Here is a 13,731-nt window from a genome sequence, read left to right as displayed (position 1 = left end):
GCCCGCTCCCACTATGGCTCAGCTGTGTGCCGCAGATTGGGTGATTTCCACATTATCCAGCACCCGATTCACCGCCAGTTCGGCGAGCATGATGATTTGCTGAATGGCCAGTATCGTCCGGCGCTGCGGGATGTCGATGTACGCGGCGATGTCGCTGGTCATGAGGCTGGCTTGGGCCAGCGATTCGCAGGCGTGGACCAGCAGGCTTTCGTTGTCCATGTCCGGGGCGACCTGGAACATGTTGCTGGGTTTGTGGAATCTCACCGCGGCGGCGGAGGGTTTCAGGTAGTGGTCGAGGGCGCGTTCGGCGGCGTCGTGGAGTTTTCTGGAATCGAGGGATTCGTAGGGCGAGGTTTCTGGGGGATTGGGTGTGGGTTTGATCATGGTGAATTCTCAGTTGGTGAAGTGGAGCTACCTTCAATTGCCGCGACGCAATCTGAGGTGGCAGCTGTACGCGGGTTCGCGGACCGATAACTGAGGAATCGGCATACCCCCAAAGAAGGTATCCCGCGCACAGCCGCCATGACACAACCAACAGGCATCCGAGGTGCTGTCAGGTTGGCGATTATGCATCAGTTATCAGGCCGCGACGCCCGGCCGCTGAATTTCCAGCGACCACCAGAGCCTATCCACCCGACTTCCGAGGCACAACCGACGCGACTTGTCGGAAAACTCCCGCGTATAACGCGCTTCTGTAGGACGGACACCGTCCATTGTGGGAGCGAGCAAGCCCGCTCCCACAGGTTTTTCAGTGAGTTCAGAAAAACGGTGGGCACAAAAAAGGCGATGCCCCTCACGGAGCATCGCCTTTCCTTTACCGCCGCTAAAACTTATTCCGGCAGTTTGTACGCAATCACATAGTCACCCATCTTGGTGCCCAGCGAGCCGTGACCGCCGACAACGAGCAGCACGTATTGCTTGCCGTCCTTGCCGGTGTAGGTCATCGGGGTCGCTTGGCCGCCGGCAGGCAGACGCGATTTCCACAGTTCTTTACCGGTGTTCACGTCGTAGGCGCGCAGGTACTGGTCGAGGGTGCCGCTGAGGAAGCCGACGCCGCCTGCAGTGACCATCGAACCGCCCATGCTTGGCACGCCCAAGGTGAAGCCGATCGGAATTGGCGAGCTGTCGCGGCTGGTGCCGTTTTTGCGTTTCCACACGACTTTGCCGGTGGTCAGGTCGATACCGGCGACGTAGCCCCAGGCCGGGGCCTGGCACGGTACGCCCAGTGGCGACATGAACGGGTGCATGATCACCGCGTATGGCGCGCCGGTGTTTGGCTGCACGCCAGCGGTTTCGCTCTCGCGCTTGCTGCCGGCGGCGACTTTCTCGCGTGGCACCATTTTCGAAACGAAGGCCATGTAGTTCGGGCTGGTGAACAGCATCTGGCGAACCGGGTCGACCGAGACGCCGCCCCAGTTGAACACGCCGACGTTACCCGGGTAGATCAGGCTGCCCTGTTCCGACGGAGGCGTGTATTGGCCTTCGTAGCGCAGTTCCTTGAACTGGATGCGGCACAGCATCTGGTCGAACGGGCTCGCGCCCCACATGGCTTTTTCGGTCAGTTCCGGGGCCAGCAGGTTGAGGTCCGAACGGGCCTGGGTTGGTGCGGTGTGGTCGCCTTTCACGGCGCCTTGCGGAACCGGGATTTCCTTGATCGGGATGATCGGCGTGCCGTCACGACGGTCGAGGACGTACAGGCTGCCCTGTTTGGTCGGGGCGATCAGCGCCGGTTTCACGCCGTCGGCGGTTTTCATGTCGAGCAGGGTTGGCTGGCTGCCAACGTCCATGTCCCACAGGTCGTGGTGGGTAAACTGGTAGTTCCAGCGCACTTTACCGGTGGCCAGGTCGAGGGCGACGATGCCGGCGCTGAATTTCTCGGCGCCTGGAGTGCGGTCAGCGCCCCACTGGTCTGGAGTCTGGTTGCCCAGTGGCAGGAAGACCATGCCGAGTTTTTCGTCGACGCTGGCCAGCGACCACATGTTGGCCGAGTTGCGGCTGTAGGTTTCGCCTGGGGCCAATGGCTCGGTGGCGTCCGGCTTGTCGCTGTCCCAGTTCCACACGAGGTGGCCGTCGCGCACGTCGAAGGCGCGGATCACGCCCGATGGCTCGTTGGTCGATTCGTTGTCGGTGACGTGACCGCCCATGATCACCAGATCACGGGTAATCGCCGCTGGCGAGGTGGAGTAGTAGCCACCGGCGGTGAACGGGCCGATGCCTTGGGTCAGGTCGACCACGCCGTTTTTGCCGAAGCCTTCGCAGATCTTGCCGGTGTCGGCGTTCAGTGCGATCAGGCGTGCATCGGCGGTTGGCAGGTACAGACGACGCGGGCAGGCCTGGGCAACGGCTTTGCCGGCTTCGGAGATAACGGCCGAGGCGGCGTTATCAGCTTTCGCGTAAGCGGCTTCGTCGTAGTACGACACGCCACGGCAGGTCATGTGGGCAAAGCCCTTGAAGCCCACCGGGCTCTTGATCTGCGGGTCGAAGCGCCACAGTTCCTTGCCGGTGTCCGGATCCAGCGCCAGCACTTTGCTGTGCGCGGTGCAGGCATAGAGCATGCCGTTGGCTTTGAGCGGGGTGTTTTCGTTGGTCAACTCGACCGGGTCATCTGCGGTTGGCAGGTCGCCGGTCTGGATGCGCCAGGCTTCTTGCAGCTTGCCGACGTTGGCCGGAGTGATCTGCTTGAGTGGCGAGTAGCGGTCACCGAACTCGGTGCGGCCATAGGCCTGCCAGTCGCCATCAGGCATTTGCGGTGCGGTGCTGGTCATGTCCGCGGTGTCGCGGCCCAGTTCGCCTAAGGTTTCGCCCGGGTGGGTGAACAGGCTGGCCAGGGCAGTGACGCCGGCCAGCACCACGGCCACGGTCAGGCCACCCGTGCCCATCGGCGCCGGGCCATTGAGCAGCAGGGGACGACGGAACCACGGCAACAACATCACGATGCCGAGAACGAACCACAGGGCCAGACGCGGCACCAGTTGCCACCAGTCCAGACCGACTTCCCACAAGGCCCAGACCGTGCTGGCGAACAGCACGATGGCGTACAGGCCCAGCGCTGCACGACGACGCAGCAGCAACAGAATGCCGCTCAGCGCAATGCCGATACCGGCCAGCAGGTAGTACAGCGAGCCGCCGAGCATGCTCAGCTTGACTCCCCCGGCCAGCATGGCCAGGCCCATCAGTAGAAGCAGAATGCCGAGCAGGCTCGGTAACAGACGGCCCCGACTCGAAGCACTTTCGGTGCTCATAGTGTGATTCTCCGTGACGTTTATGTAGTCCCGCGCTGTAGTCACTTTAGATGACGATTGGGCACAGGTATGGTTCAGATAAAAACTTGTCTAGCTAACGAATTTCATCAATCCCTGTGGGAGCGGGCTTGATCGCGAAGGCGTCGTGTCAGTCGATGCATCCGTCTTCTGATACACCGCCTTCGCGAGCAAGCCCGCTCCCACATTTGGGATTTGCGTAGATCTTTAGAACGACGACTGGATCTTGATACCACCGATCAGGGCGTCGTCGACATTGTCCACACCGCCCGGATGGCGGATGTATTGCAGGTTCGGGCGCACGGTCAGCCAGTTGGCGACGTGCACGCCGTAATACAGTTCGGCGCTGTATTCGGTGTCCTGCGGCGGCAGGAAGGACGGGTCGTCGTAGTCGTAGACTGCCTGCGCCTGATTGCTCGCTTCGGCGTTTTTGCGAAAGGCCGGGTTGACGTGGACGCGGGCCAGGGCGAAACCGATGTCGTCCTTGGCGCGGGCATCGAACGGGCCTTTGTAGACGACGCCGGCCTGCACGTAGTTGTCGATGGCGTTGGTTTTCTTGTCGTGCATCGTCGCGTTGGCAAACACGCTCAAGCCGCGCGAGTGGTCGCTGGCGATGCTGGTGACTTGCTGCTGCGCACCGAACCACACGCCGTGTTTGCTCGACGCGCTGCGATAGGCTTCGCCGCTCAGTGCGGCGGGCTGGCCGTTCTGGTCTTTATAGACGTCAGAGGCCTTGGCGCTGCTGTAGTAGTAACCGGCACGGTATTCGCCCGGCAGACCGTTGAGCTTCGGCGTCCACACCAGTTCCACCGGCAACACGGCGCCTTGGGTACCGCTGCCGCTGAGTTTGAAGCCGTTGCCGCGATCGAGGTTTGACGGGTTCTGCTCGTAGGCGCCGACCTGCGCGTACAACTCTGGGGTCAGGTGATATTTGACCCGCAGCGCCCATTGGCTGACCGGCCAGTTGTACCAGATGCCGCCGACCCAGTTGCCGACCTGCGAGCCGCAGAACGCCAGGTTCTGGAAATCGCACGGGAAGCTGTTGAAGTCTTCGCCTTCACCGAAGCGGCCGACCTTGATGTCGAGCTTCTGGTCGAAGAATTTCTGCTGATACCACATCTGCGTCAGGCGCGTGGTCTGGCCACGGCCCCAGACTTCCTGGGCCGAAGTGAAGCCGCCCACGCGTGGATCGTTGATCCGGTCGTTGCTGATGTTGTTGCCACTGCGCTTGGTGATGGTCAGTTGAAATTCGGCATCGTCCCAGCCGAGGATCTTTTGCAGGTCCAGGTGCGTGCCCAGACCGAACTGGTCGCTGTAACGCGCGGTGCGATCGTGGTCGTAGCCGCCGTGCAGGTTGCTGCCCATTTCGCCGGTGTAATCGAGTTTGAAGTCGTAGCCTTTTTCCGCCAGTTCGGTACGCGTGCCGTTCCAGTCACCGAGCATCCACGGTGAGTCGCTGTCGAAGGCGGGGGCTGCCTGGGCGTAGGTGGCGAAGCCGAGCGCGGTGCAGCCGCCGAGCAGGCGCAGGGCTGAGATAGCGCTGTCTCGGGAGAAGGAAAAATCAGGCATGGGTCAGTCTTTTTTTGGTGTTTTACGGGGGTAAACCGAGCGCTTCAATTTGACGCAGGCAGTGAAGCGATTCAGCTGAAGGGCGGCAGGATAATGATCTGTAACAAAAAGACAAAGGGCTTTTGCAGACATGCAGCATTTCTGATTCGGTAACAGTGCGGCAAACGGGCGCATTGTGGCGATGGCTGCAGGCTGCGATCTTCTCGGGTTGGCCTACATTTGATGCAAGGCCTTCCACCTGACCGGCCCCTCGGCTAAGGTGCGCGGCTTGTGCATTTTCACTCCGTCCAAAGGCCTGGCATGAACGACCACACTCCCGATCCGCTGCATGGCGTAACCCTCGAACAGATCCTCAATGCGCTGGTGGCGCATTACGAGTGGTCGGGGTTGGCCGAGCGCATCGATATCCGCTGCTTCAAGAGCGATCCGAGCATCAAGTCGAGCCTGACCTTCCTGCGCAAAACCCCGTGGGCGCGGGAGAAGGTCGAGCGCTTGTACGTGAAACTGATGCGCACCAAGCGACCGGTCTGAGATGGACGCCGTTGCGCGGCGACGCCTGATCACTGTCATCGCCAGCCTCGGCTGGGCCGGGCTGAGTATCCAGCTGTACCTGATTTTCCTTGCGCGGCTGAGTGTCGACGCCAGCCTGCTGGGCGGGCTGGTGAGTTTCTTCAGTTACTTCACGGTACTCACCAACACCTTGGTGGCGACCGTGCTGACCTGCGCTGTCAGCGGGCGTGAATCCGCCGCACAGCGCTGGTTTCTCCAGCCATGGGTGAGCAGCGGGATTGCGGTCAGCATTGCGGTGGTCGGCCTGGCTTACAGCATTCTGCTGAGGCATTTGTGGCACCCGCAGGGCTGGCAATTTGTTGCCGACGAATTACTCCACGACGTGATGCCGCTGATGTTTCTCGGCTATTGGTGGTGCTGCGTGCCTAAAGGGACGTTGCGCCTGTGGCACCTGCCGCTGTGGCTGATCTATCCGCTCGTGTACTTCGTTTACGCCTTGCTGCGCGGGCATCTGCTTGGCGCCTACGCGTATCCGTTCATTGATGTGGCGCTGCTGGGTTATACACAGGTGTTCATCAATGCCGGGGGGATATTGGTGGGGTTTGTGCTGATTGGCTTGCTGGTGATCGGGATCGACCGCTGGCAGTCAGGACGAAGTTAAAAGGTCAATGTGGGAGCGGGCTTGCTCGCGAAGGTGTCAGGTCAGTCAACATCATGGTTGAATGATCGACCGCATTCGCGAGCAAGCCCGCTCCCACAAGGGTAAATCACTCTTCTGCGGAACCCTCGGCGCGCCAGTAGCCGACGGCTTTGACGAACTGCTCATTGAGCCCATGCTCATCCAGCAGCACCCGACGGATCTGCCGCGAGACCTTGGTCTCGGTCGCCACCCATGCATACAGATTGCCCTTGGGCACCTGCAACTGTTTGACCGTGGTCAGCAGGTTGTCCTTGCCACCTTCACGCAGGACCCAGATCACATTGACCTGCGCCGCACTTTCCAGCACTTGTTGCTCGGCACCGTTTTCCACTTCGATCACTACCAGCGCCTTGCGATTGCTCGCCAGACCTTCAAGGCGGCGGGCGATGGCGGGGAGGGCGGTTTCGTCGCCGATCAGCAGGTAGCTGTCGAAGATGTCCGGCACGATCATCGAGCCGCGTGGCCCGCCGATGTGCAGGAATTGTCCAGGCTGGGCCTGTTCGGCCCAGGTCGAGGCAGGGCCGTCGCCGTGCAGGACGAAGTCGATGTCCAGCTCGAGTTTTTCCAGGTCATAGCGACGCGGGGTGTAGTCGCGCATCTCGGGCAGCGGGCCGTTGTCCTTGCCGGCGCCGAGCACCATGGTCTCCAGCGCAGCGGTTTGTTCGGCATTCTGCGGGAACAGCAATTTCACGTGATCGTCGGTGCCCAGGCTGATGAACCCGGCCAGCTCTGGCCCGCCGAGGGTGATGCGGCGCATGCGCGGGGTCAGGTCGACCACGCGCAGCACTTCGAGTTTGCGGCGTTTGATTTCGTGCATCACGCGGTGAATGGTTTGCGTATCGACTGCAGTCATTCGGCTTTCTCCGGGGCAGTTTGAACGGCGGGGCCGTCGACGATGGCTTTGGCGGTGTCGTTGAGCAACGCGGCAACCCGCTGGATTTCTTCCGCGCTCCAGCGTCCATGGTGCAGTTGCAGGGCGTGACGCAGGTTATGCACTGCCTCGTGGATTTCCGGCGGCCGGTCATGGCCGCGCAACGAACGTTTGCTGACGTCGATGCGCATGCGCACGCCGTCCAGCGCTACCGCTTGTTCGCTTAGGGACAAACGACCGGCGTCGGTCACGCTGTAACGTTTTTTGCCGGCCTCGGCGTCGCCGCTGATCAAGTCGCTTTCTTCAAGGAAGGTCAGGGTCGGGTAGATCACGCCGGGGCTTGGGCTGTAGGCGCCGTCGAACATGCCTTCGATCTGGCGGATCAGGTCATAGCCGTGGCACGGCTGCTCGGCGATCAGCGCCAGCAGCAACAATTTCAGATCACCGGGGGCGAAGACCCGCGGGCCGCGTCCACCGCGTTCGCGGCCGGGGCGTTTTTCGAAGCCGTCACGGCCGTCGTGTTCGCGGTGATGATGGGGGGAATGATGGTCTCTCATTTTCCTGCTCTCTCGTCGTGTTTAGATACAACTTAAGATATATCTTTACGCGCTGACAAGGGTTCCTGACCAACGGCGCTCACCTGACCGATCGAATCTGCGGTCGAAAAAACCGGAAAATGATCAAGAAAACGCAGTGTTAAATCCCCCGGCAAAGGCGCAGATTAGTGCAGATTCTCTAATATTCCGTTTCGCCCTTTATTTCCGGGAAAGTGTGGTACATGTCTTACGGAAGTTGCTGTTAAGTTGTGGCGCGTGCAGTCATTAGGCTGGCGCGCTGTAGTCTGGTTCTTACAGTTGGACAGGAACTTTCCTGGATTTCACGGTTTTTTCTTTCTCATCTAATGGCGTCCAGGCTACAAGGTCGCAGGACGTTGCCTGCTTACTTTGAAGATAAATTGGTTGAACATTCTTCGGCGTTGAAAGTTAACGGTGAGTACTGACTGCTCGTGACTGTTCTGTTCGCCTTGACTGCTCGACGACTCAACTAATTTATATAAGACAGGTATTCAATGATGCTCAAGAAACTCGCCTTTGCCGCCCCTCTGACTGTCCTGGCCATGAGCGCTTCGATGGCGTTTGCCGCCACTGAAGCCAAGCACTCCATCAGTCTCGTGGCGCACGTACCGGCTGACGACTTCTATGCGGTGCCGGTGGATGCCGATCTGGTCAACAAGGATCAGGACATGAGCTACAACCCGGCCACCGATTCGATGCGCGAAGTCAACGGACACTTCGACGTGCTGCACACTGCCGGCAAGGTTCATGCACGTCTGGAAGGGGTGCCGAAGCTGATTGGCGGCAGCAACACCATCGACCTGAAAGTCGAACTCAACGGCAAGACGCTGACCACCACTTCGCAGGAAGTGGTCGGCGATACCGAGTCCAATACGCGTTATCGCGCGCCCTTCAAGATCAGCGCTACCGGTGGCAAACCGGCTGCGGGCGACTACACCGGTGTGGTCATGCTGGTCGTCGAACCTTCGGTTTGATTCATAACGGCAATACCTGACGTTACTTGTCCAGTAACGTAACCGGCCGGCAACTTTAAAGTTGCCCGGCCGGGCTTTTACTTCCGGTAATCAGAGTATTAATCCATGTATCCGATGACGCCCATCGCGGCTGCGCTTGCGTTGCTTTTGAGCAGCAGCGTACTGGCGGCGCCGCCTCCAGTCGATAATACCCCGCGAAGTTTGCTGGCTCAGGCGAAAGGTCTTCCGGCAGACTTTGAAGAGCATTTCTTTGATGTGCCTTTGGCAGTTCGTGTCGAACTTGATCAACAACCGCTGGGCGAGGCAATGATTATATTGTCGCGCGATGACCGCATTACCTTGCTCGACTTCACCGACACCAGTGACAGTCGTATCAGCGCCGCCGAGCGTGAAACCTGGGCCAGTCTCCTCAAATCCGGCGTAGCCCTGGGCAACTGCAGCGGGCAATGCCCCGAGCAACTGCTGGCGGTGCATTACAACCTGGAAAACTCACTGCTCTCGATCGCCACCGAAAACGCCGAGCGCGATCTGCAGACACAACGCTTCCATGAGCAGCCCGAGGGCGGCAGCAGCGGTCTGATGCTGCGTAATCAGTTGAACCTCAATGGCGGCCAGAACCAGGATCTGGGCGGACGTTTCGGTCTGGAAGCCAGTGCCAGTCTCGGCAACTGGAGCCAGTCCTTCAATATGCAACTGGCGCGCCTCGGCGGGCCGGACACCAAGACCTATCATGCGGTACACGAGCTCTACACCCAGCGCGAACTGCAGGGCAGTTTTTTCCGCCTGGGCTATTTCACCCCCAATTCCGAAGGCCTGACCCGCCAACCCCGGTCGTTCGGCACCAGCCCCGATACGGCGGTGGGCGTGATGTATGGCAGCTCCGACAGCCTGGCGGTCGACAGCCCGCGGCCCAGCGTCTACCCGATTTTCGTCACGGCCAATCGCCAGGCGTCGGTGGAGATCTATCGCGATGGCCTGTTGATCAACACGCAAGCCGTGCCGGCCGGTTTACAGACGCTGGATACCCGGCCCTTGCCCGGTGGCATCTACGAAGTCGAAGTGCGCCTGATCGAGGATGGCCAGACCACCGCGACCACACAGGAGCTGGTCTACAAACCGGTGAACTGGCAAAACCTCGACCAGCGCTGGCGCTATAACGTGTTCGCCGGGCAGGAAAGCAAACTGCTGAGCAATTGGGAGGAACAGCAAAGCGGTGATCTCACCGCCGGCGCCGCGCTCAACTACCTGCTGCACCCGCGGGTGATCCTCGGCCTGTCGGCGCGTCAGGTACGCGACACTTTGCAGTACGGCACTTCGATCGACTGGAGCCTGGCCGACAGCATCAGCCTCTTCGCCAACCTCTATCAAACCGAAGACCACGGCACCGGTGCCGATGTGCAAGGCCTGTACAACTACGGCGCCGGCAGCCTGGTGGTCAGCCACAACCGCAGTTGGCTCGACACCCGCAACAGTTACGACACGCTGCCCGACGGTACCCGGGTGCGGCAGCGCAATGTGTTCACCGGCGAAACCAGTAACTCGTCGCTGGCGCTCAACCACCGTATCAGCCGCAAGGATTCGCTGAGTGCGCGGGTCTCGCACAGCACCGGCAACGTCGAAGGCGTGGGCATGGACCTGGGCTGGACGCAACGCACCGAGCTGTTTGGCAGCGATGCCAACTGGCGGCTGTCGCTGTTCGACCGGCCGGGCAGCTACAGCAGTGGCGAGGCGCGTAATCGCGGGATCGACCTGAGCATCAACATGGCGCTGGGCGGGCCGGGGCAGCAGATTTCCGGCAGCATCGGCAGCCGCACCGCCCGCGATGGCGGGCGCGACAACAATGGCTCGATCGGCTATCGCAAGGATCTGCAGAATCACATTCTGCAAAGCGTTTCGGTCACGGCGCTGACCGACACCTACGGCGTCGGTCTTTCGAGCCTGGCCAACTTCCGTACCGACTGGGTCAATGGCGACGGCTTCGTGCAGCGCTCGTCCTACAACGGCAACTTCACCGGTGGCGTGAACCTCGACAGCAGTGTGATCGTCGGCGGTCAGCAACTGGTCATGACCAGCCAGCATCAGGGCCGTGGCGCCGGAATGATCGTCGATGTCGAGTCGGATATCGCCGACATCACCCTGCGCGCCGACGACCTCAGCGGCGGCAGTTCAGCGCTACGGCCGGGGCGCAATTTCATCCCGCTCACGGCGTACCGCAACAGCTCGGTGGGCTTTGATTTCGAAGGCAATCACGTTCCGGCCGCCAACATCGAACCGTCTCGCGCCCGCTATCACCTGAACAAGGGCGGCGTGGAGTACCGCAAGGTGCGGGTGATGAAAACCGTCACCGTACTCGGACGCCTGCTCGACCCCCAGGGCCAGCCGCTCAAAGGCCATCACGTGATCAATCACGCCAGTCGCGGGGTCAGCGAAGTCGACGGGTTTTTCTCGATGGAGATGCACGCCGGTTCACCGACCCTCGAAGTGCGCTACGCCGATCAACTGCTGTGCCAGTTCCGGCTCGACCCCGACCAACACCGTAGCGAAAACAACGTGCTGATGATCGGCGATTTGCGCTGCTCGCCGGACACGTTGGCCGACGTCACCCAAAAGGCCCACACCGCGGGTTGATGCGGCCTGCTTCAGGAGATTTGCAGACATGAACGTCTCACCCTTGGCTACATACCTGCGTCGCGGGCGGGCCGCTGTTGTGCTGGTTGCCGGCACGGTATCTGCGGCTCACGCCGAACAGGTGTCGATCACCGCCGAGTTCAAGCCGGACTCGTCTTATCCGCACCGCAACAAGTTCCACAACACCACGCCTTCCAGTGGTTACTGCACCTACGATCCGGCGCAGTGCGAGCAGCACGAAATATTCAGCTTGCAGGTGCCGATTCAGTTCAACGCTCGTGCGCCGATTGCGGCGAATCACCCTTCGCCGCGGCAAGGGGCAACGTTTCAGGTACCCGTGCAGTGGCGTGAACTGACGGTCTATCACGAGACCACCCGCGAGCCAAAAATCGTCAAGGTGCGGATCGTCGGTATCGGTTCGCGCTATGTGACCGAGAATGTGATGAAACTGGTGGAGGGCGCCGAAGACGATCGCAGCGCCCACAACCTGTTGTGGGGCTTGAGTTGGGTCTATGCACCCGAACCCTGTCAGTACAGCGGTGTGGGTTGGTACTCCCCCGATTCATACTCGTTTTTCTGGAAAACGCCAGCGGCCGCTGCCTGCACCAAACAGGCGAAGTTCGATGTGCCGTGGTTGCGTCTTGAGCACCTCGATTTTGCCTATGAACTGGTCACCCCCGACCCGCTGGGCATGTCGTCGGGTGACTACAGCGGTTCGCTGACCTACCGCGTCGGGCCGAATGCGGATTTCGATTTTGGCGATGTGATGTTGCCGTCGAGTTCGTCTCTGACCTTGAATTTCAATCTGAATGTACAGCACACCCTCAAGGTCGACATCCCGCCCGGTGGCGAGAAAGTCCGCCTGGTTCCCAACGGTGGCTGGCAGAGCTGGCTGCAGGCCGGACGTCGGCCGGTCAGCCTGTTTCGCGACCAGACTTTCAACATCTCGGCGTCATCGCGTTTCAAGATGCTGATCAATTGCGGTCCCGGAGTAGGTGCCGAGTGCGGATTGCAGGACAGTAATAATTACCGTCGAGTCGAGCTGCACGTCAGCGTCAGCATGCCCAATGGCATAACCGATCTTGCCGGACAGCCGGTGCGGCGCATGCCGTTGAAGCCCGGCGTTGGGAGTGCCCTGTATTTCAAACCGGGTTTTTATGTGGATCGAGCCCCGGGAACCCTGCATTTCGAAGTTCCGCCGCATTCGATGGAAAGCATGCTGCAGCCCGGCGTGAGCGACAGCTATTCCGGCACTGTCATTGTGGTCTGGGATTCGGATATCTGATGGGCCATTCAGCGATGAGTCGAGTCGGCATTGTGTTCAACGACCAAGGAATCAAGGTGATGAAGCGTCTGGTGTTAGCAATGGTTTTGAGCGGGCTGCCCTTTGCCCTGCAGGCCGGCCCGCAGATCAATGTCGGGACGGTCTACGACTATCTCGACGGTGACAAGAGCACGTACCTGAAACGGGTATTCAACAGCGGCGACAGCACTGCATTCGTCAAGGTCAACATTCTCGAAATCCTCTATGACGCCGACGGCACCTCGCGGGAAATCGAGGTCAGGAGCCAGGCTGACATGAGCAGTCGTGACGGCCTGATGGCCAGCCCCGCGCGGCTGATCGTGCCGGCCAACGGCATGCAGGGTACGCGTCTGTTGATGATGGGTGAGCGTGACCGGGAGCGCTATTTCCGCGTGCGGTTCATCCCCGTTGTCCCGGAAAAGGAAGACGAATTCGCCGTGTCCGCCGAGGAGCGTGAGCAATACAAAACCACCTTGTCGGCCGGGGTCAACGTCATGACCGGTTTCGGTACGGTGTTCTTTGTGCGCCCGAAAGACAGCCGTTTCGACAGCGTGATCGAAGACACCCCGACAAGCTATCGAGTGCGCAATAACGGCAACACCGTGGTGCTGATCGACGAGTTCCGCAATTGTGCGCTGAAAGACGAAACCGCCTGCCAGCCAACCACCAAACACCACATCCGCGCAGGCAACAGTTTCGAGTTCGACAAGCAGGCCGGACGCGAATACCGCTTCAATCTGGTGGAAGGCGAGAGCAAGAAGTCCCTGCGTGTAGCCGGCCAATCATCAGGGGGGGCCTGAAATGATCAAGCCATCGTTGATGATCCTGTGCGCGGGCGTTCTGACCCTGTTCAGCGCGGAATCGTTTGCGGCACGCGAAGAGCACCGGTTCGAGGTGTCGGTGGATATTCCGACGCTGGGTTTTTATGTGATACCGGCCGAAACGGACTGGATTCATCGTGCGCAGATTCTGCCGTGGAATATCAGCACCAAGAGCCTCGGCGGAATGCGCAAACACTTCGACCTCAGGCACGACACCAGTGCCATCGAGGCCCGCCTGGAGAACGTAGCGTTTCTGTCCAATGGTCGCGAGGAGCAGAACATTTATCTGCGCGTCAGCTTCGCCGATACCGTGCTGACTCACGAGACGCCGCGTCAGGTGGTTTCTGCGGAGCAGGCCAGGGCCGGCGGGCGTTATGCGCTGGAGATCCAGCCGATCACGCCCGCCGGCGGCTACAAACCGGGGAATTACTATGGCAACGTGCACCTGATCTTCAATGCGGCGGCGCCCTGAGGTTGCCCGGTCTGCCCGATGTGCAACGGGCAGACCGGCGCACCGTTA

12 protein-coding genes are annotated in these 13,731 nt (G+C 60.4%); 7 read left to right on the top strand and 5 right to left on the bottom strand.

Features of this window, described 5'->3' with window-relative positions; all coding sequences use genetic code 11:
• Window positions 1-18 precede the first annotated feature (18 nt).
• The 3 genes from AC3WMV_RS07670 to AC3WMV_RS07660 all read right to left on the bottom strand — a co-directional run bounded on the left by AC3WMV_RS07670 (window position 19) and on the right by AC3WMV_RS07660 (window position 4,829).
• Window positions 19-384, bottom strand: a complete 366-nt coding sequence (locus AC3WMV_RS07670; protein WP_097086110.1) for a DUF6124 family protein — start codon at window positions 382-384, stop codon at window positions 19-21.
• Window positions 385-830: 446 nt separating this feature from the next.
• Window positions 831-3,242 (bottom strand): glucose/quinate/shikimate family membrane-bound PQQ-dependent dehydrogenase, encoded by a 2,412-nt coding sequence (locus tag AC3WMV_RS07665; protein ID WP_103367353.1) that lies wholly within the window; start codon window positions 3,240-3,242, stop codon window positions 831-833.
• A 225-nt stretch (window positions 3,243-3,467) separates the two neighbouring features.
• Window positions 3,468-4,829 carry a carbohydrate porin gene (locus tag AC3WMV_RS07660; RefSeq protein ID WP_103367354.1) on the bottom strand — a complete coding sequence of 454 codons (1,362 nt, stop codon included), beginning with the start codon at window positions 4,827-4,829 and terminating at the stop codon, window positions 3,468-3,470.
• A 300-nt stretch (window positions 4,830-5,129) separates the two neighbouring features.
• On the opposite strand from AC3WMV_RS07660, the gene AC3WMV_RS07655 reads away from it, so the two are divergent.
• Window positions 5,130-5,360 carry a VF530 family protein gene (locus tag AC3WMV_RS07655; RefSeq protein ID WP_027612109.1) on the top strand — a complete coding sequence of 77 codons (231 nt, stop codon included), beginning with the start codon at window positions 5,130-5,132 and terminating at the stop codon, window positions 5,358-5,360.
• A 1-nt stretch (window position 5,361) separates the two neighbouring features.
• The gene (locus AC3WMV_RS07650) at window positions 5,362-6,000 is read left to right on the top strand and encodes a Pr6Pr family membrane protein (protein WP_103367355.1); all 639 of its coding nucleotides are present in this window, start codon (window positions 5,362-5,364) and stop codon (window positions 5,998-6,000) included.
• A gap of 106 nt (window positions 6,001-6,106) precedes the next feature.
• Here the strand turns inward: AC3WMV_RS07650 and AC3WMV_RS07645 are convergent, their stop codons facing one another.
• A complete protein-coding gene (locus AC3WMV_RS07645; protein ID WP_103367356.1) occupies window positions 6,107-6,892 on the bottom strand; it encodes a siderophore-interacting protein in 786 nt (261 codons plus the stop codon).
• Window positions 6,889-7,467, bottom strand: a complete 579-nt coding sequence (locus AC3WMV_RS07640; protein WP_103367357.1) for a PadR family transcriptional regulator — start codon at window positions 7,465-7,467, stop codon at window positions 6,889-6,891. The genes AC3WMV_RS07645 and AC3WMV_RS07640 overlap by 4 nt, the downstream gene beginning before the upstream one ends.
• Before the next feature lie 515 nt (window positions 7,468-7,982).
• Here AC3WMV_RS07640 and AC3WMV_RS07635 point away from each other — a divergent pair.
• From AC3WMV_RS07635 to AC3WMV_RS07615, 5 genes are all read left to right on the top strand, one after another.
• Window positions 7,983-8,459 (top strand): CS1 type fimbrial major subunit, encoded by a 477-nt coding sequence (locus tag AC3WMV_RS07635; protein ID WP_178085222.1) that lies wholly within the window; start codon window positions 7,983-7,985, stop codon window positions 8,457-8,459.
• 105 nt (window positions 8,460-8,564) lie between these two features.
• Window positions 8,565-11,087 (top strand): CS1-pili formation C-terminal domain-containing protein, encoded by a 2,523-nt coding sequence (locus tag AC3WMV_RS07630; RefSeq protein WP_103367359.1) that lies wholly within the window; start codon window positions 8,565-8,567, stop codon window positions 11,085-11,087.
• 28 nt (window positions 11,088-11,115) lie between these two features.
• Window positions 11,116-12,372, top strand: coding sequence for a hypothetical protein (locus tag AC3WMV_RS07625; protein WP_103367360.1), 1,257 nt, complete (start codon window positions 11,116-11,118; stop codon window positions 12,370-12,372).
• Between the two features lie 59 nt (window positions 12,373-12,431).
• Window positions 12,432-13,190, top strand: coding sequence for a pilus assembly protein (locus AC3WMV_RS07620; RefSeq protein ID WP_103367437.1), 759 nt, complete (start codon window positions 12,432-12,434; stop codon window positions 13,188-13,190).
• 1 nt (window position 13,191) lies between these two features.
• Window positions 13,192-13,683: a CS1 type fimbrial major subunit gene (locus tag AC3WMV_RS07615; RefSeq protein WP_103367361.1), complete on the top strand. Its 492-nt coding sequence runs from the start codon at window positions 13,192-13,194 to the stop codon at window positions 13,681-13,683.
• The last annotated feature ends 48 nt before the right edge of the window (window positions 13,684-13,731 follow it).

Source organism: Pseudomonas sp. FW305-3-2-15-E-TSA4 (genome assembly GCF_058787295.1).
This window is presented reverse-complemented; position numbering and strand designations above follow the sequence as displayed.